Source organism: Arthrobacter sp. NPDC058192 (assembly GCF_042883665.1).
Classification (GTDB): domain Bacteria; phylum Actinomycetota; class Actinomycetes; order Actinomycetales; family Micrococcaceae; genus Arthrobacter.
This window is the reverse complement of sequence record NZ_JBHVVJ010000012.1, coordinates 103,001-126,521: the sequence shown is the minus strand read 5'-3', so window position 1 is coordinate 126,521 and position 23,521 is coordinate 103,001. Positions and strand designations below refer to the sequence as shown.

General features: G+C 66.4%; 24 protein-coding genes. 11 read left to right on the top strand and 13 right to left on the bottom strand.

Features of this window, described 5'->3' with window-relative positions:
* The first annotated feature begins 3 nt into the window (after positions 1-3).
* From lipB to ACFVVK_RS13475, 4 genes are all read left to right on the top strand, one after another.
* The gene (lipB, locus tag ACFVVK_RS13490; protein ID WP_390267562.1) at positions 4-672 is read left to right on the top strand and encodes a lipoyl(octanoyl) transferase LipB; all 669 of its coding nucleotides are present in this window, start codon (positions 4-6) and stop codon (positions 670-672) included.
* Positions 669-1,676, top strand: a complete 1,008-nt coding sequence (gene lipA / locus ACFVVK_RS13485) for a lipoyl synthase (protein ID WP_390267559.1) — start codon at positions 669-671, stop codon at positions 1,674-1,676. Before lipB ends, lipA begins: the two co-directional genes overlap by 4 nt.
* Before the next feature lie 91 nt (positions 1,677-1,767).
* Positions 1,768-2,529 (top strand): DUF4191 domain-containing protein, encoded by a 762-nt coding sequence (locus tag ACFVVK_RS13480; protein WP_390267556.1) that lies wholly within the window; start codon positions 1,768-1,770, stop codon positions 2,527-2,529.
* 105 nt (positions 2,530-2,634) lie between these two features.
* A complete protein-coding gene (locus ACFVVK_RS13475) occupies positions 2,635-3,078 on the top strand; it encodes a DUF3817 domain-containing protein (protein ID WP_390267553.1) in 444 nt (147 codons plus the stop codon).
* Between the two features lie 96 nt (positions 3,079-3,174).
* On the opposite strand, the gene ACFVVK_RS13470 is transcribed toward ACFVVK_RS13475, so the two are convergent.
* Positions 3,175-3,612 carry an RDD family protein gene (locus ACFVVK_RS13470; protein ID WP_390267550.1) on the bottom strand — a complete coding sequence of 146 codons (438 nt, stop codon included), beginning with the start codon at positions 3,610-3,612 and terminating at the stop codon, positions 3,175-3,177.
* A gap of 301 nt (positions 3,613-3,913) precedes the next feature.
* Here ACFVVK_RS13470 and glnA (ACFVVK_RS13465) point away from each other — a divergent pair, with 301 nt between their 5' ends.
* The gene (glnA, locus tag ACFVVK_RS13465; RefSeq protein ID WP_090956596.1) at positions 3,914-5,338 is read left to right on the top strand and encodes a type I glutamate--ammonia ligase; all 1,425 of its coding nucleotides are present in this window, start codon (positions 3,914-3,916) and stop codon (positions 5,336-5,338) included.
* 81 nt (positions 5,339-5,419) lie between these two features.
* Here the strand turns inward: glnA (ACFVVK_RS13465) and ACFVVK_RS13460 are convergent, their stop codons facing one another.
* The 6 genes from ACFVVK_RS13460 to glnA (ACFVVK_RS13435) form a co-directional block, all read right to left on the bottom strand.
* The gene (locus ACFVVK_RS13460; RefSeq protein ID WP_390267547.1) at positions 5,420-5,620 is read right to left on the bottom strand and encodes an AsnC family protein; all 201 of its coding nucleotides are present in this window, start codon (positions 5,618-5,620) and stop codon (positions 5,420-5,422) included.
* A 45-nt stretch (positions 5,621-5,665) separates the two neighbouring features.
* Positions 5,666-6,313: an MBL fold metallo-hydrolase gene (locus ACFVVK_RS13455; protein WP_390267544.1), complete on the bottom strand. Its 648-nt coding sequence runs from the start codon at positions 6,311-6,313 to the stop codon at positions 5,666-5,668.
* 73 nt (positions 6,314-6,386) lie between these two features.
* Complete coding sequence (locus tag ACFVVK_RS13450) at positions 6,387-6,902, bottom strand: GNAT family N-acetyltransferase (RefSeq protein WP_390267541.1); 516 nt, start codon at positions 6,900-6,902, stop codon at positions 6,387-6,389.
* A 49-nt stretch (positions 6,903-6,951) separates the two neighbouring features.
* Complete coding sequence (locus ACFVVK_RS13445; RefSeq protein ID WP_390267539.1) at positions 6,952-7,368, bottom strand: VOC family protein; 417 nt, start codon at positions 7,366-7,368, stop codon at positions 6,952-6,954.
* A gap of 95 nt (positions 7,369-7,463) precedes the next feature.
* Positions 7,464-10,475 (bottom strand): bifunctional [glutamine synthetase] adenylyltransferase/[glutamine synthetase]-adenylyl-L-tyrosine phosphorylase, encoded by a 3,012-nt coding sequence (locus ACFVVK_RS13440; protein ID WP_390267536.1) that lies wholly within the window; start codon positions 10,473-10,475, stop codon positions 7,464-7,466.
* A 9-nt stretch (positions 10,476-10,484) separates the two neighbouring features.
* Positions 10,485-11,825 (bottom strand): type I glutamate--ammonia ligase, encoded by a 1,341-nt coding sequence (gene glnA, locus ACFVVK_RS13435; protein WP_390267533.1) that lies wholly within the window; start codon positions 11,823-11,825, stop codon positions 10,485-10,487.
* 309 nt (positions 11,826-12,134) lie between these two features.
* On the opposite strand from glnA (ACFVVK_RS13435), the gene panB reads away from it, so the two are divergent.
* The 3 genes from panB to ACFVVK_RS13420 all read left to right on the top strand — a co-directional run bounded on the left by panB (position 12,135) and on the right by ACFVVK_RS13420 (position 14,452).
* On the top strand, positions 12,135-13,061 hold the full coding sequence (gene panB, locus ACFVVK_RS13430) for a 3-methyl-2-oxobutanoate hydroxymethyltransferase (RefSeq protein ID WP_390267530.1): 927 nt from the start codon (positions 12,135-12,137) through the stop codon (positions 13,059-13,061).
* Positions 13,062-13,250: 189 nt separating this feature from the next.
* Entirely contained in the window at positions 13,251-13,646 is a 396-nt protein-coding gene (locus tag ACFVVK_RS13425) for a PLDc N-terminal domain-containing protein (protein ID WP_390267527.1), read from the top strand.
* 50 nt (positions 13,647-13,696) lie between these two features.
* On the top strand, positions 13,697-14,452 hold the full coding sequence (locus ACFVVK_RS13420; RefSeq protein ID WP_390267524.1) for an MBL fold metallo-hydrolase: 756 nt from the start codon (positions 13,697-13,699) through the stop codon (positions 14,450-14,452).
* Positions 14,453-14,521: 69 nt separating this feature from the next.
* On the opposite strand, the gene ligD is transcribed toward ACFVVK_RS13420, so the two are convergent.
* The 3 genes from ligD to ACFVVK_RS13405 form a co-directional block, all read right to left on the bottom strand.
* The gene (ligD, locus tag ACFVVK_RS13415; protein WP_390267521.1) at positions 14,522-15,757 is read right to left on the bottom strand and encodes a non-homologous end-joining DNA ligase; all 1,236 of its coding nucleotides are present in this window, start codon (positions 15,755-15,757) and stop codon (positions 14,522-14,524) included.
* A gap of 61 nt (positions 15,758-15,818) precedes the next feature.
* Positions 15,819-17,870, bottom strand: coding sequence for an alkaline phosphatase family protein (locus ACFVVK_RS13410; RefSeq protein ID WP_390267518.1), 2,052 nt, complete (start codon positions 17,868-17,870; stop codon positions 15,819-15,821).
* An 83-nt stretch (positions 17,871-17,953) separates the two neighbouring features.
* Positions 17,954-18,118: an SPOR domain-containing protein gene (locus ACFVVK_RS13405; protein WP_143111495.1), complete on the bottom strand. Its 165-nt coding sequence runs from the start codon at positions 18,116-18,118 to the stop codon at positions 17,954-17,956.
* Between the two features lie 148 nt (positions 18,119-18,266).
* Here ACFVVK_RS13405 and map point away from each other — a divergent pair, with 148 nt between their 5' ends.
* Positions 18,267-19,145 (top strand): type I methionyl aminopeptidase, encoded by an 879-nt coding sequence (gene map, locus ACFVVK_RS13400; RefSeq protein WP_390267515.1) that lies wholly within the window; start codon positions 18,267-18,269, stop codon positions 19,143-19,145.
* A 94-nt stretch (positions 19,146-19,239) separates the two neighbouring features.
* Entirely contained in the window at positions 19,240-20,043 is an 804-nt protein-coding gene (ppgK, locus tag ACFVVK_RS13395; protein WP_390267512.1) for a polyphosphate--glucose phosphotransferase, read from the top strand.
* Between the two features lie 190 nt (positions 20,044-20,233).
* On the opposite strand, the gene nrdR is transcribed toward ppgK, so the two are convergent.
* From nrdR to ACFVVK_RS13380, 3 genes are all read right to left on the bottom strand, one after another.
* Positions 20,234-20,737, bottom strand: a complete 504-nt coding sequence (gene nrdR, locus ACFVVK_RS13390; protein WP_390267509.1) for a transcriptional regulator NrdR — start codon at positions 20,735-20,737, stop codon at positions 20,234-20,236.
* 142 nt (positions 20,738-20,879) lie between these two features.
* Entirely contained in the window at positions 20,880-22,259 is a 1,380-nt protein-coding gene (gene hisD, locus ACFVVK_RS13385; protein WP_390267506.1) for a histidinol dehydrogenase, read from the bottom strand.
* Positions 22,260-22,289: 30 nt separating this feature from the next.
* Positions 22,290-22,865 (bottom strand): hypothetical protein, encoded by a 576-nt coding sequence (locus ACFVVK_RS13380; protein WP_390267503.1) that lies wholly within the window; start codon positions 22,863-22,865, stop codon positions 22,290-22,292.
* Positions 22,866-23,061: 196 nt separating this feature from the next.
* Between ACFVVK_RS13380 and ACFVVK_RS13375 the strand changes: the two genes are divergently transcribed.
* Positions 23,062-23,520 (top strand): flavin reductase family protein, encoded by a 459-nt coding sequence (locus ACFVVK_RS13375; protein WP_390267676.1) that lies wholly within the window; start codon positions 23,062-23,064, stop codon positions 23,518-23,520.
* Position 23,521: the final 1 nt, after the last annotated feature.

Here is a 23,521-nt window from a genome sequence, read left to right as displayed (position 1 = left end):
GCCATGACTCTTGAGTTCAAACAGCTGGGTCTTGCGCCGGACTTCATCGACTACACACGCGGCTGGGACATCCAGCGCGAACTGCACGAAAAAGTCCTCGCGGGCACCGCTCCCAGCACCGTACTGTTGCTCGAACACTCCCCCGTTTACACTGCCGGTAAACGCACCGAAGACCACGAACGCCCCTTTGACGGAACACCCGTGGTCGCCGTCGACCGCGGCGGCAAGCTCACCTGGCACGGTCCAGGCCAGCTGGTGGGTTACCCCATCATCAAGCTGAAGAACAAGGCCGGCATCCGCGACTACGTGGAGCGTCTGGAAGCCGTAATCATCGCTGTCCTGGCGGACTATGGCATCGAAGCCGTACGCATCCGGGGCCGCGCGGGCGTATGGATCGAGCAGGACGAGAAGGGTCCGGACCGCAAGATCGCGGCCATCGGCATCCGCGTGAACGAGGGCGTGACCATGCACGGCTTCGCCATCAACTGCAACAACGATCTCGCCCCCTACGCCCAGATCATCGCCTGCGGCATCACTGACGCCGGCGTCACCACGATCGCCCAGGAGATCGGCAGGGACGTCACCCCGGCTGACCTCGTGTCGCGGATCACCGAAGAACTGCGCAACAATGAAGAAGCCCTAGTTGCAACCCCAGAAGGAGCTCTACTGTGACCCTGGCACCAGAAGGCCGGAAGATGCTGCGCATCGAGCAGCGGAACGCGGCCACACCGGTGGAACGTAAGCCTGAATGGATCAAGGCCAAGGTCCAGATGGGCCCCGAGTTTGTCCAGCTCAAGAACCTGGTCAAAAAGGAAGGCCTTCACACCGTCTGTGAAGAGGCCGGCTGCCCCAACATCTTCGAATGCTGGGAAGACAAAGAAGCCACGTTCCTCATCGGCGGTTCGGAATGCACGCGCCGCTGCGACTTCTGCCAGATTGACACCGGCAAGCCCTCCCCGGTGGACATGTTCGAGCCCACGAAGGTGGCCCGGTCTGTCCAGTCCATGCAGCTGCGCTACGCCACCGTCACCGGAGTGGCCCGCGACGACCTCGCCGACGAGGGCGTCTGGCTCTACGCCGAGACGGTCCGCAAGATCCACGAACTGAACCCGGGCACCGGCGTCGAGCTGCTGATTCCCGACTTCTCGGGCAAGCCCGAGCACATCGCGGCGATCTGCGACTCCAAGCCCGAGGTCTTCGCCCACAACGTGGAAACCGTGCCCCGGATCTTCAAGCGGATCCGCCCGGCGTTCCGCTACGAGCGCTCCCTGGACGTCATCACCCAGGGACGCAAGCTCGGCATGGTGACCAAGTCCAACCTGATCCTGGGCATGGGCGAAACCCGCGAGGAGATCTCGGAGGCGCTCCGGGACCTGCACGCGGCCGGCTGCGACCTCATCACGATCACCCAGTACCTGCGCCCGTCCGAACGGCACCTCCCGGTGGACCGCTGGGTCAAGCCGCAGGAATTCGTGGACCTGCAGCAGGAAGCCGACGAGATCGGATTCCTGGGCGTCATGAGCGGGCCCCTGGTGCGTTCCTCCTACCGCGCCGGCCGCCTCTGGGCCACCGCGATGCGCAAGAAGGGCTGGGAAATCCCCGCCGAGCTGGCGCACATCGAAAGCTCAGGCAGCACCCGCCAGGAAGCCAGCTCACTGCTCGCGGCGCATTCCTGAACCCTGTTGTAACAACCCTTCCGTCCAGGGGCCGGCACCGGAGTTTTCCGGGTCCGGCCCCTAGCCGTCGATCACGTAGAATTAAGGCACTATGGCGAACTCCCCTGATTCCAGCAACTCCAGCCCGGCTTCCGATGCTTCGAAGCGCGGTCTTTTCTCCCGCAAGCCCAAGGAAGCAAAGGCCAAGAAGCCAAGCCGGCTGAAGCAGATTGGCGAGGTCTTCCAGATGACCCGCCGCCACGATCCCATGGTTCAGTGGCTCATGCTGCTGGCTTTCCTGGGCGTTGTGGCCGTCAGCCTCCTCGTCGGTTTCCTGCTCGACAACTGGGTTACCGGCCTGATCATCGGCATCGCGCTGGGCGCCATCGCCGCCACCCTGATCCTGTCCCGCCGCGCCGAGCGCGCCGCATTCGCACAGATCGAGGGCCAGCCGGGCGCCTCCGGTGCTGCACTGGGCACGCTGAAGCGCGGCTGGATCACCGAGGACCAGCCCGTCGCCGTCAACCCCCGCACGCAGGACGCCGTGTTCCGCGCCATCGGCCGTCCCGGCGTCGTGCTTGTCAGCGAAGGCCCCGGCAACCGGGTCAAGCCGCTGGTCGACGCCGAACGCAAGCGGCTGGCGCGCATCCTGCCCAACGTCACCATTCACGTGATCGAGAGCGGCCGCGGCGAGGGCCAGGTGCCGCTCAGCCAGATCGCTAAGAAGATGAACAAGCTCAAGGGCGAACTGACGAAGACCGAGGTCAGTGCCGTGTCCAAGCGCATTTCGTCGCTCGGCGGTCGCCTGCCCATTCCCAAGGGCATCGACCCGTACAAGGCCCGCCCGGACCGCAAGGCTGCCCGCGGGCGCTAGCCCGCCGCCAGGACTTCGCTCCAGCAATAGAGAACTCGCCCCGGTTCACGGCCACCTTCGGCCGCCAGCCGGGGCTTTTTCTTTGCCACTAACCAGGAGACCCACATGAAATTTCCATCGTCCGCCGCCGTGATCCGCATTTTCCGGGCTCTGGCGATCGCCGAAGCGTTCAGCTGGGCTGCGCTGCTGGCAGGCATGGCGCTCAAGTGGGTTACACGGACCACCGAACTCGGCGTGCAGATTGCTGGGCCGATCCACGGGGCGTTCTTCATCGGCTACGCCATCGCGGCGTTGAGCCTGTGGGCGATGCTGCGCTGGCCGTTCCGGGTCGCCCTACTCTCCGGAATCTCCGCCGTGTTCCCCTTCGCGACGGTCTGGTTTGAGCGGTGGGCCGGGCACCGCGGCCACCTCACCGTCCCCGGCGCAGAAACCAGGAGCAGAGGCGGCGTTACGACCGAAGCAACGGGCCTGCTAGACGGGGAACGGAACGGCGAACAAACTGCCGGGAATCTGGAAAGCGCTGCCAACGGGCCGGCAGCCAGGCGCTGACTGGTTCCCAAGCGGCGGTTGACCGGCGCCAAACGGGCGTCGTTCCCGATGAATGGCGTCCGGGGATGACGTCCCGAAATGACGTACAGCATCCCGCTACATGCGGACGAGCACAGTATTCATGGCTTTGTCGTGAAGTCCGCGCTGGTCCGGGTCGAAGACGACGGCAGGGACGACGAGGCACAGCAGCAAGGTTCGGACCAGGGCCGCGAGCGGGCCGGCCGGGCCGCCGCCCAGGCGCAGCACGTGGATCCCCACGATCCGGTGCCCGATGCTGTAGCCCAGCGTGCCCACCAGCAGGATCTGCTCGACGGCGAAAACGGCCAGGGTGCCCCAGGAATTGCCGCCGAAGGCGAAATTGCTGATCAACAGCGCAATCGCCCAGTCGATGCAGATCGCGAGGATGCGGCGCCCGGCGCGGGCGATCGATCCCGGCCCGGCTTCGGGCAGTCCCAGCCGCTCGCCCGGATACTTGGAGATGCCGGAGGTGTCCGGTCCGGTGAGCCATGAACCGATGTCTTTGCGATCTACCACCGTCCAAGCTTATCCGTTCCCGCCTGTCCACAGTGCGGGCACCGCTGTGTCACACTGTGGAACCAGATAGGCCACAGTGTGGACCGGCGGCTAGCGTTGGGCTGTCAGGTTATTCGGTCACCGCCCCCGGTTCTGTAACCTCCCCGAAACAACACGGACACTGCTGGGAAATCCCATGTCCTTAGGGTGGTAACAGTTGCAAGCGACTGCGGAGCGGGGAAGCTTTTTGCCTCCCCGCCGTTGGACTGCGCTGGACCAATGTGCCTGACGGCCACATCTTTCATATGCGTAAGGAGCATAGATGTTCAAGACTGCGGACGAAGTCCTCAAGTTCATCAAGGACGAAGACATCAAATTCGTCGATATCCGCTTCACCGATCTTCCTGGCGTTCAGCAGCACTTCAACGTGCCCGCCAAGAGCGTTGATGCGGACTTCTTCGTCAACGGGCAGCTCTTCGACGGGTCTTCGATTCGCGGCTTCCAGGGCATCGCCGAGTCTGACATGCAGCTCATCCCGGACGTGACCACGGCATTCCTTGACACGTTCCGCATGGAGAAGACCCTCGCGCTGAACTTCTCGATCGTGAACCCCCGCACGGGCGATCCCTACCACCGCGACCCCCGCGGCGTAGCCGAGAAGGCCGAGGCTTACCTCGCGTCCACCGGCATCGCCGACACCGCGTTCTTCGCTCCGGAGGCCGAGTTCTTCGTCTTCGACAACGTCCAGTACCAGTCCTCCCCGCAGGGCAGCTTCTACAAGATCGATTCGGAAGAAGCGCACTGGAACACCGGCCGCGAAGAAGAGGGCGGAAACCTCGGCTACAAGACCCCGGTCAAGGGCGGTTACTTCCCGGTCTCCCCCACCGACAAGCAGGCCGACCTCCGCGACGCCATGTGTGTTGCCCTGGACGAGGCCGGCCTTGAGGTTGAGCGCAGCCACCACGAAGTCGGCTCCGCCGGCCAGGCTGAAATCAACTACAAGTTCACCACCCTGACCCACGCTGCCGATGACCTGCAGAAGTTCAAGTACGTCATCAAGAACACCGCCGACGCCTGGGGCAAGTCTGTGACGTTCATGCCGAAGCCGGTCTTCGGCGACAACGGCTCGGGCATGCACTGCCACCAGTCGCTGTGGAACGGTGGCGAGCCGCTCTTCTACGACGAGAAGGGCTACGCCGGCCTGTCCGACACCGCCCGCTGGTACATCGGCGGCCTGCTGAAGCACTCCTCCGCAGTGCTGGCCTTCACCAACCCGACGGTGAACTCTTACCGCCGCTTGGTCAAGGGCTTCGAAGCTCCGGTGAACATGGTTTACTCGCAGGGCAACCGCTCCGCCGGTATCCGCATCCCGATCACGGGTTCCAACCCGAAGGCCAAGCGCATCGAGTTCCGCGCGCCGGACCCCTCCTCCAACCCGTACCTGGCGTTCGCCGCCCAGCTGATGGCCGGCATCGACGGCATCCGCAACCGCATCGAACCCCCGGCTCCGATCGATAAGGACCTCTACGAGCTCCCCGCCGAGGAAGCCAAGGACATCCCCAAGGCTCCGGGCACCCTCGAGGAAGCCCTGGAAGCACTGGCCGAGGACAACGAGTTCCTGCAGGCCGGCGGCGTCTTCACCCAGGACCTGATCGACACCTGGATCGAGTACAAGTACGAGAACGAGATCCGCCCGCTCTCGCTGCGCCCGAACCCGTACGAGTTCGAGCTCTACTACGGCGTCTAGTTCCGCGGCCTAATACGGCCCCGAACTGAAGAGTCCGCCCGGACTGCCTCAAGGCAGCCCGGGCGGACTTTTTTGTGAGCCTCAGCGCTTTCCGTACTTCTTGTGCACCGCCTGCTTGCTGACACCCAGGCACAGAGCGATCGCCTCCCAGGAGAGTCCGGCCTGCCGGGCACGGAGCACCACCTCGGTTTCCGTGCGCGCCAGTTCTTTATGAAGCTCCGCCACGGCGTAGAGCGCCTCGGCCGGGCCCTTGCCGTCCAGGGAGCCAATCAATGTCTGCATGCCGCACCTCCTGGCGTCAACATTAGTTGACGTTACATGCCGCCGTCAACCATCGTTGACGGCGGCGAGGAGCCTGCGTAACTCCCCAGCGGGGTCGGCGATCTCGGGCCCGTGGGAAAAGAGCATCCGGTCCGGTTCCAGCAAGCTCAGTTTCAGAAGTGACTCCTCTGCCGCCACGGAGTCGGCCGTAAACTGCTCCGGCGCCCGTCTCATGACACCTCCGACTGTCACCACGGAGTCCCCCACGAACAGCATTCCGCCGTCGTGCAACAGACTGATGTGTCCTGCCGTATGGCCAGGGGTCTGCACGACCCGAAGGTTACGGACCCTGTCACCTTCGACGAGCGGGCGCAGCGGCACGGCGGAACGGATCTCCGGTGCGTCCGCCGCCCCGGCCCAGAACTCAGCCTGCGGGCTTCGTGCCACGACTTCGGCGAGGCCGTCAACATGGTCTGGATGCCAATGAGTGAGGACGACGTCGGTGATGTCATCCCAGCCTGCGCCGACCCGGTCCAGTCCCGCCTCAATCGCCTCGCCGCTTCCACGTGGACCCGCGTCGATCAACAGCACCCCTGCCGCGTGGTGAACAAGGAAACAACGTACGTCCATCGTCACCTCAACCGGACCTGCAATCCCGGCAGGGATGCGGAGTTCCTGGATGACCGGTTCTACCTGACTCTGCGCGTGGCTCATCATGCACCTTTCGAGGAGGAGATCATGACCCAATACTGACGCACCCGGCGTCCCAGTCAAGATGCGCTTCCGGTCAGAACGCGCGGTACATGATGCGCTGCGGGCCGGCGTCGCCGCCTTCGTAGCGGCCGCGGTCCTCGAATCTGGCCTTGCGGTAAGCGGCCAGAGCGCCGGGGCTCAGCTCGTTGACGGAGAGGACGACGCCGGCCTGCCCGCCGCCCAGGTCCGCGGTCAGTTTGGCAGCCTCCCGCACGGCAGCGTCCGCTGCGAGGGTGCCGAGGCCCTTGCCCTGCTGCCGGCGGTCGATCAGGAAACCCCGCAGCAGCCAGACGGAGTCGTCGTCGGGCCAGCCGGCCAGGGTCGCCGCGCCGCTTTGGAGTGTGAGAACGCCGACGGCGGCACCGTTGGTGTCCACCGCGAACGGGTACCGGGATTCCTCTTCAAGCGCCACCAGCATCATCCGCAGCGGCTCGCCAACGAACTTGCGTTGGCCGTCGCCAAGCTCCAGCAGCGCGATCTCTCCCAGCTTGACCGCCCGGGCGTCGTCGTCGACGTTCTTCAGGGACAGCAGCCACACATGATCAGGCATGTAGACAGCCTACCCACACCGGCGGCGTTCGCCGGCGCGGGAGCCGAGGCTAGAGCGCGGCGTCCTTCGGGGGCCCGGCCGGGTCCATCCAGAAGACTTCCCAAAGGTGGCCGTCGGGATCCTGGAAACTGTGCGTGTACATGAACCCGTAGTCCTGGGCCTCCTCGGAGGCCCTGCCCCCGGACTTCAGCGCGGTCCGGATGGCCTCGTCCACGGCCTCGCGGCTCTCCAGGGAGAAGGACATGATGACCTCGGCGGTGTCCGCCGCGGTGGCAACGGATCTGGACGTGAAGGTCTGGAAATAGGACTCGACGAGCAGCATCACGTAGGCGCCGTCGTTGACGATCATGCAGGTGGCGTTCTCATCAGTGAAGGCAGGGTTGAAGGAGAATCCCAGCGCGGTAAAGAACTCGACCGTCGCATCAAGGTTCCGCACAGGGAGGTTCACAAACAGTTGCCGGGCCATCGGCCCAAGGTAGCACCCTCCCGCCGGCGTGTCAGCACCCGGTCTCCAGCACCGGTCTCCAAGCAGCGGTGCGCAGCACCGGCCTGCACGAGGCGTCACTGGCCGTAGAAGACCCGCTCAAACACGGACCGGGCGCGCCGGCTCAGGCGCAGGTAATCCTCTTCGAGCGCCGCGGCGTTGCCCTGCCCGTAGCCGCACCAGCGCGCCACGGCCTCAAGGTCGCGGCGGGAGGACGGCAGCAGGTCCGAGGACCGTCCGGTCCAAATGACGTTGGCCGAACGGATCCGGCTCGCCAACCGCCAGGCCCGGAGCAGGGTCTCAACGTCGCCCTCATCCAGAAGGCCGAGGGCCGCCGCCGCGTCGAGGGCTTCCACCGTGGAAGTGGTCCGCAGCTCGGGATGTTCGCCGGCGTGGCGCAGCTGGAGCAGCTGGGCCAGCCATTCGACATCGCTCAGGCCACCGCGGCCAAGCTTCAGGTGCCGGGCGGGGTCAGCGCCGCGCGGCAGGCGTTCGGCCTCGACCCTGGCCTTGATCCGCCGGACCTCCCGGATGTCCTGCTGGGACAGGGACTCCGGGTACCGGATCGGATTTATCAGGGCCATGAAGTCCGCCGCCAGCGCATCGTCGCCGGCCAGCGGCCGCGCCCGGAGCAGCGCCTGGGCCTCCCAGACCAGCGACCACCGGCGGTAGTACTCGGCAAAGGACTCCAGGGACCGCACCATGGGCCCGTTCTTGCCCTCGGGGCGCAGGTCCGCGTCCATGGAGAGCACACGTTCGGCCAGAATGGCAGGCTTGAGCGGCTGGGTGAGCAGGCTTGAGAGCTTGCCGACAATCTGCGCGGCCTGGGCCTGCGCTTCTTCGTCGGGGACGCCCGGGAGGCCGCGGTGAACGTAGATGACGTCGGCATCCGAGCCGTAGCCGATCTCGCGGCCACCCTGGCGTCCCATGGCCACGACGAGCACGTGTGTCTTCAACGGTTGCTCCGCCGCGATCATCGTCTCAGCTACGCGCAGCGCCCCCAGGACGGCCGCCTGGTCGGTATCGGCGAGGGCACCGCCCACCTGGTCCTGGTCCAGCAGGCCGGCGCTGTCCGCAATGGCGATCCGGAGGATTTCCCGGCGCCGGATCAGCCGGATCAGCCGCATGGCGCTCTCCGGGTCCGCGTGCCGGGACATCTTCGAGGTGATCTCCAGCCATTGCGCTTCGAACGGCACAGGCACCAGTTCCTTGTCCGCACCCAGCCACGCCACTGATTCCGGTGAGACTTCCAGCAGGTCTGCGATCAGCCGGGAGTTGGCGAGCACATGGCAGAGCCGCTCGGCCGCCGCCGTCGAATCCCGGAGCATGCCCAGGTACCAGTGCGTCGTGCCGAGCGCCTCGCTGACGCGCCGGAACGCGAGCAGCCCGGCGTCGGGGTCAACACCGTCGGCGAGCCAGTCCAGCAGGATGGGCAGGAGCTGGCGCTGGAGTGCGGCGCGGCGGCTCACGCCGGCGGTCAGGGCCTCGATGTGCCGCATGGCGCCGGGCGGGTCGAGGTAGCCCAGCGCGGCCAGACGGCCCTGGGCGGCTTCCGGGGTGAGGCGCGCCTCTTCGCTGCTCAGCGTGGCGACTGTGTTTAGAAGCGGGCGGTAGAAAATGCGTTCGTGGAGTTCCCGGACGGAGCGCTTGGTCTTCCGCCAGGCGGCCATGAGGGCGTCCGGCTTGGGCCGTTCGGTGGAGAACGGGCCCAGGACGGCCTTCGCGAGGGAGCGCAGTGACGCTTCCGTCTCCGGCATGAGGTGGGTCCTGCGCAGCTGGAAGAGCTGGATCCGGTGTTCGAGGAGCCGCAGGTACCGGTAGTCGCGGTCGAATTCGGCGGCATCCGAGCGGCCGATGTAGCCGCCGGCTGACAGCGCCGCGATGGCCGAGGTGGTGTCGCGGCAGCGCAGCGCTTCGTCGGACTTGCCGTGAACGAGCTGGAGCAGCTGGACGGTGAATTCGACATCGCGCAGTCCGCCGCGGCCCAGCTTGATCTGGCGCTGTTCCTCATCAGCGGGGATGTGCTCGGTGACGCGGCGGCGCATGGCGCGGACGGATTCGACAAAGCCCTCCCGGCCGGCCGAGGACCAAATCAGGGGTGTCACGGCGGCCTCGTAGCGGGCGCCCAGATCCGTGTCGCCGGCAATCGCCCGGGCCTTCAGGAGGGCCTGGAATTCCCAGCTCTCGGCCCAGCGCGCATAGTAGCTCTCATGCGAGGCCAGGGTCCGGACCAGTGGACCGGACTTGCCCTCGGGACGCAGGTTCGCATCCACTTCCCACAGCCCGGGCTCCCGGCAGGTGGACATGATCGCCCGCGAGATTCCGGAGGCAAGTGCCGTGCCGATCGTGGTGGCCGTGGCGTCCTCCAGCGAGCCGGAATCGATCACGTAGATGACGTCGACGTCGGAGATGTAGTTCAGTTCACGGGCGCCGCACTTGCCCATGCCGATCACGGCGAGACCGACGTCGGCCACCTCCGCGGCGTCGAACTTCTCCGCCGCCTCGGCCCGGGACACGGCAAGGGCCGCCTCGAGGGCGGCGCCGGCCAGATCCGCCAGTTCCGCACCCGCAGCCGGCATGAAGTCCAGCGGATCGGCAGCACACAGGTCCTTGATGGCGAGTTCCACGAGACCGCGCCGGTAGGCGGTCCGCAGCGCCGCGTACGCTTCCTGCCCGCTCAGCCCGGCCACGGGCCGGGCGGACAACGGGTCCGCCCGCACCGACTGCAGCAGCCGGGCGCGCAGGGCCACGGCGTCCGCCGCCAGCGGTTCCGGGCTGGCCCGGACGTCGAAGGCGTCGAGGTGTTCCGGGTGGCGGATGAGGAATTCACCCAGCGCCTCGGAGGCGCCCAGGACCCGGTACAGCGGTTCGGAAGTCTCCGGGTCCGCGACGGCGAGCGTGCGCAGCGCCGGGTGCTTCTCGATCAGCCGGACCAGGGACTGCAGCGCCGTGTCTGGGTTCGCCGCGAGCTGCAGCCCGGCAAAGAGGGCATCCTGGTCAAGCCCGTCCAGCTCACGCGCCGCGAGGAACCGCTCCCCCTTGTCGAGATCGCTGAAACCGGCCGCAATCAGGCGCCGCGCCAGGCTCATGGGGTCCTCCTACAAGATGCCGAGGTTGCGCTGCAGCTCGTAAGGCGTCACCTGGAGGCGGTAGTCCTGCCATTCCGCACGCTTGTTGCGCAGGAAGTGCTCGTAGACCTGCTCGCCGAGGATCTGCGGCATGAGTTCGGAATCTTCCATGGTCCGGATGGCGTCGTGGAGGCTCGCCGGCAGGGGGTCGTGCCCCATGGCGCGGCGCTCGGCCGAGCTCAGCGACCAGATGTCGTCCTCGGCCGCGGCGGGGAGCTGGTAGCCCTCCTGGATGCCCTTGAGGCCGGCGCCGAGCAGCACGGCGTAGGCCAGATAGGGGTTGGCGGCCGAGTCGATGCCGCGGTATTCGATTCGCGCGGACTGGCCCTTGCCGGGCTTGTACAGCGGGACCCGGACCAGCGCGGATCGGTTGTTGTGGCCCCAGCTCAGGTAGCTCGGCGCTTCTCCCCCGCCCCAAAGCCGCTTGTAGGAGTTCACGAACTGGTTGGTGACGGCGGTGAATTCGGGAGCGTGCTTGAGGATGCCGGCAATGAACTGCCGCGCCGTCTTGGAGAGCTGGAACTCGGCGCCGGCCTCGTAGAACGCGTTGGTGTCGCCTTCAAAAAGCGAGAAGTGCGTGTGCATGCCGGAGCCGGGGTGGGCGGTGAAGGGCTTGGGCATGAACGTGGCGTAGGTGCCCTGCTGCAGGGCCACTTCCTTGATGACCGTCCGGAACGTCATGATGTTGTCTGCGGTCTGCAGCGCGTCTGCGTAGCGCAGGTCGATCTCGTTCTGGCCGGGGCCGGCCTCGTGGTGGCTGAATTCTACGGAGATGCCTACCGATTCGAGCATGGTCACGGCGGTCCGGCGGAAGTCCTGGGCTACGCCGCCCGGGACGTGGTCAAAGTATCCCCCCTCGTCCACGGGGATGGGCGATCCGTCCGGGCCGGGCTCTTGGGACTTGAGCAAGTAAAACTCGATCTCAGGATGGGTGTAGCAGGTGAAGCCCATGTCTGCGGCCTTGGCGAGGGTGCGCTTGAGGACGTTGCGCGGATCCGCGGTGGAGGGCTCGCCGTCGGGGGTCAGGATGTCGCAGAACATCCGAGAGGTCGCCTCGGTCTCACCGCGCCACGGCAGGATCTGGAACGTGGCCGGGTCCGGCTGGGCGAGCATGTCGGATTCAAAGACGCGGGCCAGGCCCTCAATTGAGGACCCGTCGAATCCCAGTCCCTCCTCGAAGGCGCCTTCCACCTCGGCCGGGGCAAGGGCCACGGACTTGAGCGAGCCCACGACGTCGGTAAACCACAGCCGCACGAACCGCACGTCGCGTTCCTCGATCGTCCGCAGGACAAACTCTTGCTGGCGGTCCATACTGGCCTCTTTCTGGTTCTTCCATCCGTGCCCGGGCCTGGTTTTCACGGGCTCCCGGGCTGCTCACCGTTCACTTTACTAAGCATCGGCACCAATTGCTGAAGCCGTTCCCCCGCGTAACACACCGTTAACACAAAGACCGGGAGATTGCCGTCTGCCGGCGGCGTTTGACGGGAACCCGGCACGGTCCTGTGACCGGCCTCGCAAAATCGCGAAGCACGGTTCCGCACCCGTCCTTGTCACGTGATTCACTGGCGGTGACGGGTTCCGCGGTAGCTGTGGCGCCCGGTATCGCATTACGCTCGTGGCATGGCCACCAGCAACAGCCCCGAATCCAGCACGCCCGCCGAACTTGCCGCACCCTACGGCAACGGCCCGGCGGCTGCAGCCGCCGGCGCGGCTTCCGAAACCGCCGGGGCAGAGGGCGCGTCCCGGAAACCGGCGGCCAGGATCCGCACGCATCATCTTCACCAGGCCAAGGCCAACGGCGAGCACTTCGCCATGCTGACCGCCTATGACCAGTACACCGCGGAGATCTTTGACCAGGCTGGCATCGAGGTGCTGCTGGTGGGCGATTCGGCGTCCAACAACGTCTTCGGCAACGAGACGAGCCTTCCCGTGACGGTTGACGAGCTCCTTCCGCTGTGCCGCGCCGTTGCCCGCTCGGCACGGCGGGCCCTGGTGGTTGCGGACCTGCCGTTCGGCAGCTACGAGGTCTCCGCCCAGCAGGCGGTGGCCACCGGCGTGCGGTTCCTGAAGGAGGGCCTGGCCCACGCCGTCAAGATCGAAGGCGGAAAGTTTTACGCCGACACCGTCCGCGCTATGGTCCAGGCTGGCATCCCCGTCATGGCCCACATCGGCTTCACCCCGCAAAGCGAACACTCCCTCGGCGGCTACCGCGTCCAGGGCCGCGGTGACGACGCGCAGCGCCTGATCGCGGACGCCGTGGCCCTGGCCGACGCCGGCGCGTTTTGCGTGCTGATGGAAATGGTGCCGGCCGCCACGGCGGCCGAGGTGAATGCCGCCGTTGCCGTTCCCACCGTCGGCATCGGCGCCGGCAACGCCACCACCGGGCAGGTTCTGGTCTGGCAGGACATGGCGGGCCTGCGCGGCGGAAAGATGGCGAAATTCGTCAAGCAGTACGCCGACTTGCGGACCTCACTCAGCGACGCCGCCAAGGCCTACGGCGAGGATGTGCGCTCGGGTCAGTTCCCCGGCCCCGAGCACTCCTTCTAAAGCGACCGCTCCTTTCCAAAGAACCCCTGCGGCAACACCTCATCCTTCACGGGCGATGTGTTGCGCCGCTGCTCAGGGCACTCTGGTCATCAGAGGTCTGAAACAGGGCCCCGCCAGATGTTTGCCCCGGACTAATCGTGCGCACAGCGATGAGTCAGGCACCGGCGAACGCAAGGGAGAGGAATGACGATGGGCACAAATGCCAATAGCTTCTGGGATGTCCTCCTGTGGAGTTTCTGGTTCTTTATCTGGATCGCCGCCCTGATGGTGTGGTTCCGGTGCTTGATGGACCTGTTCGGCGACCACTCGCTCAACGGCTGGGCCAAGGCCGGCTGGGTGATCCTCATGATCTTCGTGCCCTGGCTCGGCGCACTCATCTACCTGATCGCCCGAGGCCGCGGCATGGCCGAGCGGCAGATGGCCGAACTTGCCCAGCGGCAGGCCGCCCAGCAGGAGTACATCCAGCAGGTCGCCGGCAAGGGAGCCGCTCCCGCGGCCCAGATTGCCGACGCCAAGGCTCTGCTTGACTCCGGAGCCATCAACCAGACCGAGTTCGACTCCCTCAAGGCAAAGGCCCTCGCCTGACGCAATGATCTGACGGACATCCCCACCACATTCCCCAGGCAACGCAAGACGTGAGGCTCACCTGGCTCGGCCACTCCTCGGTGGTTCTGGACATGGACGGGGTCCGGGTCCTGACCGATCCGCTGCTTCGGGCTCATGCCGGACTGTTGCGGCGCCTGGCACCGCGGCCGGATCCGGCCTTGTGGAGCCGGCCGGACGTCGTGCTTCTCTCCCACCTCCACCACGACCACGCCGAGTTGCGTTCCCTCCGCATGCTGGGCAACGCAGTGCTGATGAGCGCTCCGGCGAATGTTGCCTGGTTGCGTCGCCGAAAGCTCGTCAACGCGGTTCCCTTGGGGGACGGCTGGACCTCCGTAGGCGGGGTCGAGATCCGCCAGGTGCCGGCCCAGCATCGTAGCCGCCCCATGCCACACCGGCCCAACGACGCGAACGGCCATCTGGTCCGGGGTCCATCCGGTACCGTGTGGATCGCCGGTGACACCGGCCTGTATCCGGAGATGGCCGCCCTCCCGGCCATGGCCGGCGGGCCAATCGACGTCGCCCTGGTGCCGGTATGGGGGTGGGGACCGAAGCTCTCGGCGGGACATCTGACGCCTGAGAGCGCCGCCGGGGCTGTCGCGATGAGCGGCTCCCGCTTCGCTGTACCGGTGCACTGGGGAACCTTGCACCCTCCGTTCGTTCCGCTCATTGCCCGAAGCTGGCTCGAGCGGCCCGGGCACCGGTTTGCTGACGCCGTGGCGGCGCAGGCTCCTGGCTGCACCGCAGTGGTCCTCGCCCCGGGCGAGTCCTGGGTGGCGCCCGGGTGAATCGGGCGCTCCACCGCGTTGGGCGCCCCACCGCGGGCGGGAGAAGACGGACCTCCCCCACCCGCCGTCTCAGGAACCCGTCGGACCTTTCCTTGCCCACGGGTCGTAGTCCACCTCGAGTTTGGCTTGTTCCGGCCGCTCTTTGTCCGGCACGTGCTGGAGGTTGACGCGGATCCTGTACCAGAGCGAACTGGAGCCGCGCATCCCGTCGACCAGGATGTCCGCTGGCTCAAGGAGCCTCACGACGTCCGCATGCTTCGACTTCCACCGCTCAAGCCCCTCCAGCGCTTCAGGCTTGGTCTTGGCGCGCGCGATCTCGATAAGGGGCATTGTCGACGCTCGTCTACCGGACCCATCGGCGGACTTCGGCGGTTTCTCCGCCGGGCCGAGTTCGTCGGCGAGCGCGAGCAGCGCGTCCAGGCTCCCGACGGCGTCGTCGATTCCGGATGCCGGGTCGCCGCGCTCCGCGAACCGCTTGAGCACTGTATGGACGGTAAATTCCTCCGGCCGGCATCCCGGCACTTCGTCCCAGTCGAGCGGTGTCGAGACGCGGGCGTCCGGCCGGGCGCGGACCGAATAGGCGGAAGCAACGGTCCGGTCCTTGGCATTCTGGTTGAAGTCGACAAAGACACTCTCACCGCGTTCTTCTTTCCACCATTTCGCGGTGGCAAGCCCGGGTGCCCGTCGTTCCACCTCCCGGGCGAGCGTCTCTGCAGCGAGCCGCACCTGGCGGTAGTCCCATCGCGACTCGATCCGGGCGTAGATGTGGATGCCCCGGGAGCCGGAGGTCTTGGGCCAGCCCACCAGGCCGTGGTCGGCGAGGACGTCCCGGGCGGTCATCGCGACGTCGACGATCTGGCGCCAGTCCACGCCGGGCATGGGATCGAGGTCCACGCGGAGCTCGTCGGGGTGGTCGAGGTCCTCGGCCCGGACGGGGTGCGGGTTGAGGTCGATGCATCCGAGGTTCACGACCCAGGCCAGTGCCGCGGCGTCCCGCACCACAACTTCTTCGGCCGAGTTGCCCGACGCGTAATGCAGGGTGGCGGTGTCGATCCACTCCGGCCGTTTCTCGGGCGCGCGCTTCTGGAAGAACGCCTCCTGGCTGATCCCCTTCACGAAACGCTTGAGTACCATCGGCCGACCCGCGACCCCCCGGAGCGCACCGTCGGCGATGGTGAGGTAATACTTGACCAGATCCAGCTTCGTGAGGCCAGGCTCGGGAAAGACCACCTTGTCGGGATTCGAGATGTGCACCTCGTGCGCGCCGATTTCCAGCACCGCTGCGGGACTGGTCTTTGGACTCACAAGCTCACCATAGCCCCGGGCATGCTCTGCGCGGCAGTCCTGTGTTCGTCAGAGGATCCGGTCACTCCAGGGGGAACGCTGTGGTGGCGCGCTGGCCACAGGACTCAAGCATCCCCACCAACACCCGGTGGAGTTCAGCGGCACTTTCTATCCGCTCGGGCAGCCCCGTCATGAGGTCCGTCGGGCCGAGCAGCAGGGCACGATCCTGCCAACCGCCGAAGCCCCCGTGAGATCCGACGAGCCCTTCGAACGCTGTGACGTCGTCGGTCACCGGATCAACCGTGCTGTTGACGTAGAGATCCGGCGCTTCGGGGTGCCTCAGCGCGCGGCGGAGCATCCGCGCGGCATGGGGCCCGAAGGGGGCCAACGGGTCGATGCCCTCAACCGCACCGTTTGCGAGGTCGATGCGCCCTCCGCCGCCGATGGCCCATGAGCGGCCGTCTTCATCGATGCCGGCGACGAAGCCGATGCCCGCATGGGCTGCCAGTCCCGGGACCAGGGCCGGCCACTGGCTGTCGAGGGCCTGCAGAGTCCAGCGCCGATCACCCCGCACGTAGACCAGGCCCAGGTTGCCCGAGCCCAGCACGACAACCGGCTCCTCGGCGGCGCCGCCGGGGCCGGAACTCTGCTCCCCCGACGTCTGCTGTGCCTTCGTCAGCACCCGGTCGGCACGGACAGCGAATTTTCCGGCCACCCCACCGGCCGCGATGTCGCCGGCGATGGAGTCCGCACGCCCGAGGCCTTCGACGGAGGCGTCCACGTTCTGAACGTTTTCGTGGATGAGGTCCGCACACAGATCGCCGAGCGCCTGGCCGTATCGGTCAGCGAACGGGGTGCCCTGGGACTGGCCGTGGTCCGAGAGCACCACCAGTCGATAGCGCCGGGGAGCGGACCCGGCCAGCTGGACCAAGGATCCCAGCGTGCGGTCCAACCCATCCAGGGCGGAGAGCGACTCCGGCCGGAACATGCCCGCGTGGTGGGCGATCTCGTCGTAGTCGACGTAGTCCACATAGATGCACTTTGAGCCGCGGCGCATCTCCTCGGCCACCAACGCCGTGTTCAAATCACGCAGCAGACCGTTCGTGACTGCTCGAAGCAGGGCGAAGGTCCAGTCCCGATGCACCCGCGGATCGAGGTTCCGCTTGATCTGTCGTCGGGCCTGCCACCGCTCCTTGAGGATCTCCCCGACGGTCCGTGTGAGGCTGCGCATGAAGCCGTTGGGCGAATTGAAAAACCAGGCGAACGCCCGTCGCGTTTGGGTGGAACCGCGCCGGACCTCCACCCGGCTCATGGTCATCAGCGAGCGTGGTGCGTCACCGGTGAACAGGTTTGAAATGGAGACCCCGTCGTCGCGGAGCAGGCCTTGGCCGGTGCTGTGCCGCTCCTCGATCACCCTGGCGTCTGCCGGACGGTTGGCCACCAGGACCCGGTTGAGCTCACGGTCGTACCATCGGAACGCGGGAATCCCGTCTACGGTACCGTGCAGAATGCCCAGCTGGCTGGCCGGGGTGGTGCAGGGCAGCTGTGGAGTCCATTCGCGGAACTGGTAATCCCCCGACGTCAGCCAGCGCCGGATGTGCGGCACTCCCCCGGATTGGACGGCCCATTTCAGCACAGGGAAGGGGACACCATCGAGCTGCACGAACAAGACGCCGTCAATCTCCGGATCTGTCACAGCCGTCTGCCGCCGGCCCCTGCCGGCCAGCGAGGTGATCAGGCCGTCATCGGTACCGGCCGTCGTGGCCCAGGAGATGAGAGTGCCCACGACGGCGCTGACCCAGGTGGCGGCAATGGCGGTCCAAACCGTTGATTCGATGCCGGGCACCAGGCGGATGGCGATGTACATGATCAGGGCCTGCCCCACCAGCGCGGTAAGAAGCACTGCCAGCCAGCCGACCCTGGCGGAAATTTCCACCAACGCGGGGCGGAGGACCAGGCCCACAATGCCGGCCGTCGCGGCTACCGCGGCGTACGACCACCAGCTGGAGGCTGAGAACCCCGGCAGCAGCGCACCGGTGATGATGAGCGCCACAGTCGAGGCAACCCAGGCAGCGCCCAATCTCGCCAGGTCGGGGATCCGGACGCCGCGGGTGCGGGCAACTCTCGTCGGCATTTTTCCAGTATGGCTGGCCGTGGCAGGCTGGCGCTCACCCTGATGGGGTGAGAATGGCGGTGCGAAAAATCGCTCCCACCGATCTAGTCGTCGTCGCCCTTCTCCCAGGCTTCGTTGCGCGCCTTGACCTTCTCGAGGGCGTGTTCGGCTTCCTCACGTGTCTTGTAGGGTCCGATCAACTGGCTCCAGTCGGACATGGCGTCTACTTCGATCTCGTGGGTGTTGACGTTGTACCAGTACTCCGGCATTGGTGCTCCTTCGCTGATTTCCCGCTGATTTCCTGCTGTCTTTCCGGGACTGCAACTCCCGGGCTGCATTATCCGGACCGCATTTTCGGGCTGTACTTTTCTGGGCCGTATTTTTCCGGGCAAGCCCGGCGGCTTATATGATCAATCTATGCCTTCTCTAGCCTCAACTGCACCCATCGGCACTCTGGTCCCGGGGACAGTGAGCCCGCAGCTTCCCGTGCCGCCGGCTATCCCGCGTCCCGAATATGTGGGCAAGCCCGGTCCGGCAAAATTCACCGGATCCGAGGTCAAGTCGGCGGAGACGATCGAAAAGATCCGGATCGCCGCCAAAATCGCGGCCCAGGCCATCGTGGAGGTCGGCAAAAACATCACCCCCGGCGTCACCACGGACCAGCTGGACCGGGTGGGCCACGAGTTCCTCTTGGACCACAACGCCTACCCCTCCACCCTCGGGTACCGGGGCTTTCCCAAGTCGATTTGCTCCTCCCTCAACGAGGTCATCTGCCACGGAATTCCGGACAGCACCGTGATCCAGGACGGAGATATCCTCAACATCGACATCACGGCCTTCATCGGGGGCGTGCACGGCGACACCAACTACACCTTCCTGGTCGGCGACGTGGACGAGGAATCACGCCTGCTGGTGGAGCGCACCCAGGAATCCCTGAACCGCGCCATCCGGGCGGTGGCGCCGGGACGCGAAATCAATGTCATCGGCCGGGCCATCGAGTCGTACGCAAAGCGCTTCGGCTACGGGGTGGTCCGCGACTTCACCGGCCACGGCGTGGGCGAGGCCTTCCATACCGGACTGATCATTCCGCACTATGACGCGGCCCCGGCGTACAACACCACTATGGAAGCGGGTATGGTGTTCACGATCGAGCCGATGCTGACCTTGGGCACCGTTGACTGGGACATGTGGGCCGACGACTGGACCGTTGTGACCCGCGACCATAAGCGCACAGCCCAGTTCGAGCACACGCTGCTCGTTACGGAGTCCGGCGCTGAGATTCTCACGCTGCCCTGATTCCCGCTCCACGGCAATCCCCGAAGATCCAGGTCTTCACCCGCCGGCCCTCGCCGGTCCCCTTTAGCCCGCCCCTGCCACGAACGGAACGATATTGGCCAAGAAGGACGAAAAGTCGAAGAAGAACGCCCCCCTGATCGGCATTGACATCGGCGGCACCGGTATCAAGGGCGGAATCGTGGACCTGAAGAAGGGCAAGCTGATCGGTGACCGCGTCCGCATCCCCACGCCCCAGCCCGCCACGCCCGCTTCCGTCGCCGAAGTCGTCGCGCAGGTTGTCGCAGAGCTCGCCGCCCGACCCGACGCCCCCGATGCCAGCAGCCCGGTGGGCGTCACCTTCCCGGGGATCATCCAGCACGGTGTGGTGCACTCAGCAGCCAATGTGGACAAGTCGTGGCTGGAGGCCGACATTGACGGCATGCTCACGGCACGCCTCGGCCGGCCCGTGGAGGTGATCAACGACGCCGACGCCGCCGGCCTCGCCGAGGCACGGTTCGGTGCCGGCGAAGGGATCGACGGCACCGTGCTGGTGATCACGCTGGGCACCGGCATCGGTTCGGCCTTCATCTTCGACGGCAAACTGGTTCCCAACGCCGAACTCGGTCACCTTGAGATTGACGGCTTCGACGCCGAAAGCAAGGCTTCCGCCGTGGCCCGCGAGCGGGAGGGCCTTAGCTGGGAGCAGTACAGCGTGCTGCTGCAGCGCTACTTCTCCCATGTGGAGTTCCTGTTCTCCCCGGAACTGTTCATTGTGGGCGGCGGCATTTCCAAGCGTGCCAGCGAGTACTTGCCGCACCTGAAGTTGCGCACACCGATCGTCCCGGCCGAGCTGAAGAACGACGCCGGCATTGTGGGCGCGGCCGTCGAGATTGCGCTGAAGCACAAGCTGGCCAAGTAAACGCCAAATGAGCCATCACTCCGGGTCGTTCTGAACGTAGAGAAACGACCCGGAGTGATGGCTCTTTGTTTTTAAGTTTGTTTTTAAGTGGAGCCGGTGGTGGCTGCGGCTTCCCCTCCGCTGCCACCACCGGAGTCTGATGCGGTCCTGGGACTTCAACACCAGGTGCAAGATTTACGGCGGCCGGACTTTACGACGGCGCTTGGAGCGGACTCTTCTTCGGGCTCTTACCGTCCCGGCCCTTGGATTCGGCCTCGTGCCGGAGCAGGGAGATCGCGGATTCGAAATCCTCCAGGGAGTCGAAGGCCTGGTAAACGCTGGCGAACCGGAGGTAGGCCACCTCGTCGAGGCGCCGCAGGGGATCGAGGATGGCCAGCCCGACGTCGTGCGCCTCGATTTCGGCGGCGCCGGAGCCCCGGATCGTCTCCTCGACTTCCTGCGCCAGCATGGCAAGATCGTCTTCGGTGACGGGGCGGCCCTGGCAGGCCTTCCGGACGCCGTTGATGACTTTGCTGCGGCTGAACGGTTCGCCCACGCCGGAACGCTTGATCACGGTCAGGCTGGTGGTTTCCACCGTCGTGAAACGGCGGCCGCATTCGGGGCACTGGCGGCGGCGACGGATGGCGGAGCCGTCATCGGCAATCCGGCTGTCCACCACGCGCGAATCGGGGTTGCGGCAGAACGGGCAATACATGTCAATCCCTCCCCTGTCGCAGCCGTGTGTCAATCAGCGTGTGTCGCAAACCGCTGGTTTTCCCTAGTTTACGACTAGATGTAGCTGAATCACAAGCCTGTAATTACTACATGTAGTGGTCTGCGGCTGCGGTGAGGTGAGGCTACCGGGCGGCGAAACGCACCGTCACGGCCTCGCCGTGGGCCGGCAGGTCTTCCGCGCCGGCGAGGCTCACGATGTGCCCGCTGACCTGCTCCAGCGCCGAGCGGGTGTAGTTGACCACCTGGATGGCGCGCAGGAAGGTGGTCACGTTCAGTCCGGACGAGAAGGCGGCCGTGCCGCTGGTGGGCAGCACGTGGTTCGATCCCGCGCAGTAGTCGCCCAGGCTCACCGGACTGTAGTCCCCCACGAAGATCGCACCGGCGCTGCGGATCCGGGCCGCCACCGCGGCGGCATCCGCGGTCATGACCTCCAGGTGCTCAGCCGCGTACGCGTTGCAGGCGGCGATGCCCTGTTCCAGATCCTCCACCAGGACGACGCCGGACTGCGGGCCGGAGAGCGCCTCGAGCACGCGGCTGGAATGCTTGGTGCCGGCGGCCTGCAGCTCCATTTCCGCGCGGACGTCGGCGGCGAGGGCTTCGGAGTCGGTGAAGAGAACCGACGCCGCCTTGGGGTCATGCTCGGCCTGGCTGATGAGGTCCGCCGCCACGAGGGCGGGACTGGCTGTGGCGTCGGCGAGGATGGCGATCTCCGTTGTGCCGGCCTCGGAATCGATTCCCACCACCCCCTTGACCAGCCGCTTGGCGGTGGCCACGAAGATGTTGCCCGGACCGGTAACGACATCCACCGGCTCAATCCCGGCGAGGCTGCCGCCGTCGGATGCGGGGATGCCATAGGCGAACGTGGCGATGGCCTGCGCCCCGCCGATCGCATATACCTCTTCAATGCCGAGCAGGCATGCCGCTGCCAGGATCGTGGGGTGCGGCAGGCCGCTGAAGTCCCTTTGCGGCGGCGATGCCAGCGCTATGGACTCGACGCCCGCGGCCAGGGCCGGGACAACGTTCATGATCACCGAGGACGGGTAGACGGCCAGGCCGCCCGGGACGTAAAGCCCCACCCGTGCCACCGGCACCCAGTTCTGGCTCACGACGGCGCCTTCGCCGAGTTCGACGTCGACATTCGCCGGACGCTGGGCGTCCGCGAAGCTGCGCGCCCGCCGGATGGATTCCTCAAGCGCTGCCCGCACCTCGGGATCGAGGCCGGCCAACGCTGCCCGCAGGGCCTCCGCCGGGACGCGGGGGTGCGTCTGTTCCACGCCGTCGAACGTGAGCGCCAGCTCCCGGAGCGCGGCGAAGCCCCGCGTCCGGACGGCCGAGATAATGTCCAGGACCTTGTCCTCGGCGTCGGCCATGGTGCCGGACTGTGCCCGGGGAACGGCAGCGCGGAGCCCGGCGAGGGACAGGTGCGCACCGCGCACGTCCACCGTGCGGAAGTTGAGAACGGCGGAAATGGGGGTCACAGGGCGCTCAGGAGTTTGGCTCACCCGATTATTTTACGTGCCCGTGCGTTGCGGTCAGTCGCGGGGTTTACCGCCTGAGCCCGGGAAGAGGCTGTTGAGGAAGATGGCCAGCGCAATCGCAGCGGGCCAAAGGGCAAGGACTGCGTAGGACCGCAGCGAGAACGCGACGCTGGCGCTGGCGGAGGTGTCGGCCGGGGCTCCCCACCATTGGGCGCTGAGCACACCCGTTCCCCACGCGATGAGCGCGCCGGCGGCGCCGGCCAGCACCACCAGGAGGACTGTGCCGGTGGTCGGTTGTTGGTGCTTGGAGCCGGAGACGAACGATCCCGCAATGCACCCGGCGAGCAGGCACAGCCCGGCCAGGACGAGGTCGCGGGGCAGCCAGGTTGCGGTGTTCGTGCCGGTGGCGAGGTCCGGGTTTCCCGTCAGCAGGTTCAGGCCAGACGGCGCCAGCAGCCACCAGAGCAGCCCCACCGGGATGCCCGCGGCCGCGATGACGGCGGCCTTGACCCACGCGGCCCGGCCCCGTCCGCGGTGGTGCTCGGACGGCGTTTGGGGCTGCGCCGGGCGTTGGGGCTGAGCCGACTCCGGGGCGTGTTGGGCGGGGCCGTCGACTGCGGGCTGTGTCATGCAATAAACGCTAACAAGGAATTGGCGTGCCGGCGTATGACGCCGCGCGACAACACATGACGGCGGGCGTAAACAAATGTCCCACTCTTACTTCGGCGGAATACGCTGGCAGTGTAAGAGACAACACGCATGTGCAGCAGGGAGTCGGATCGCAGTGGCCACAAATGAGGGAATCTTCGAGGGGACGTTCAAGGAAATGTTCCGGCGGCACGCGGCCGGGGTGGCAATCATCACCGCCAACCAGGACGGGGTCCCCTTCGGATTCACCGCAACCTCCGTGGCCTCGCTCTCCGCCAAACCGCCGCGCTTCACCTTCAACATGGCCAGGACGTCGAGTTCCTGGCCGGCGGTGGCGAACACGAGCTACATCGGCGTGCACATGCTCGGGCTGGAGAACCAGGAACTCGCCGACCGCTTCGCCCGGGCCGGCAACCGGTTTGACGGCGACCACTGGGAGCTCGGGCCCCACGAGGTACCTGTACTCAAGGGCGTCACCGGCTGGCTGGTGGGCAAGATCCAGATGCGGCTCTCGTTTGAGAATAACGCCGTTGTGGTGGTCGAGGTGGTGGAAGGGCAGGTCGGCAGTGACGGCGCTCCCCTGCTCTACCACTCCGGGGCGTACAGCCAGCCCGTGCCGCTCGACTACGAGATCTGAG

Bases quoted from the DNA above. Each gene is read 5' to 3' on its own strand.
- ACFVVK_RS13460 (WP_390267547.1), bottom strand. From the start codon at position 5,620: ATGCAGACATTGATTGGCTCCCTGGACGGCAAGGGCCCGGCCGAGGCG.
- ACFVVK_RS13450 (WP_390267541.1), bottom strand. From the start codon at position 6,902: ATGCCTGATCATGTGTGGCTGCTGTCCCTGAAGAACGTCGACGACGAC.
- ACFVVK_RS13440 (WP_390267536.1), bottom strand. From the start codon at position 10,475: ATGAGCCTGGCGCGGCGCCTGATTGCGGCCGGTTTCAGCGATCTCGAC.
- ACFVVK_RS13410 (WP_390267518.1), bottom strand. From the start codon at position 17,870: ATGCCGACGAGAGTTGCCCGCACCCGCGGCGTCCGGATCCCCGACCTG.
- ACFVVK_RS13425 (WP_390267527.1), top strand. From the start codon at position 13,251: ATGGGCACAAATGCCAATAGCTTCTGGGATGTCCTCCTGTGGAGTTTC.
- ACFVVK_RS13380 (WP_390267503.1), bottom strand. From the start codon at position 22,865: ATGACACAGCCCGCAGTCGACGGCCCCGCCCAACACGCCCCGGAGTCG.
- nrdR (WP_390267509.1), bottom strand. From the start codon at position 20,737: ATGTATTGCCCGTTCTGCCGCAACCCCGATTCGCGCGTGGTGGACAGC.
- ACFVVK_RS13455 (WP_390267544.1), bottom strand. From the start codon at position 6,313: ATGAGCCACGCGCAGAGTCAGGTAGAACCGGTCATCCAGGAACTCCGC.
- panB (WP_390267530.1), top strand. From the start codon at position 12,135: ATGGCCACCAGCAACAGCCCCGAATCCAGCACGCCCGCCGAACTTGCC.
- ACFVVK_RS13445 (WP_390267539.1), bottom strand. From the start codon at position 7,368: ATGGCCCGGCAACTGTTTGTGAACCTCCCTGTGCGGAACCTTGATGCG.
- glnA (WP_390267533.1), bottom strand. From the start codon at position 11,825: ATGGACCGCCAGCAAGAGTTTGTCCTGCGGACGATCGAGGAACGCGAC.
- glnA (WP_090956596.1), top strand. From the start codon at position 3,914: ATGTTCAAGACTGCGGACGAAGTCCTCAAGTTCATCAAGGACGAAGAC.
- ACFVVK_RS13480 (WP_390267556.1), top strand. From the start codon at position 1,768: ATGGCGAACTCCCCTGATTCCAGCAACTCCAGCCCGGCTTCCGATGCT.
- map (WP_390267515.1), top strand. From the start codon at position 18,267: ATGCCTTCTCTAGCCTCAACTGCACCCATCGGCACTCTGGTCCCGGGG.
- ACFVVK_RS13375 (WP_390267676.1), top strand. From the start codon at position 23,062: ATGTTCCGGCGGCACGCGGCCGGGGTGGCAATCATCACCGCCAACCAG.
- ACFVVK_RS13405 (WP_143111495.1), bottom strand. From the start codon at position 18,118: ATGCCGGAGTACTGGTACAACGTCAACACCCACGAGATCGAAGTAGAC.
- ACFVVK_RS13475 (WP_390267553.1), top strand. From the start codon at position 2,635: ATGAAATTTCCATCGTCCGCCGCCGTGATCCGCATTTTCCGGGCTCTG.
- lipB (WP_390267562.1), top strand. From the start codon at position 4: ATGACTCTTGAGTTCAAACAGCTGGGTCTTGCGCCGGACTTCATCGAC.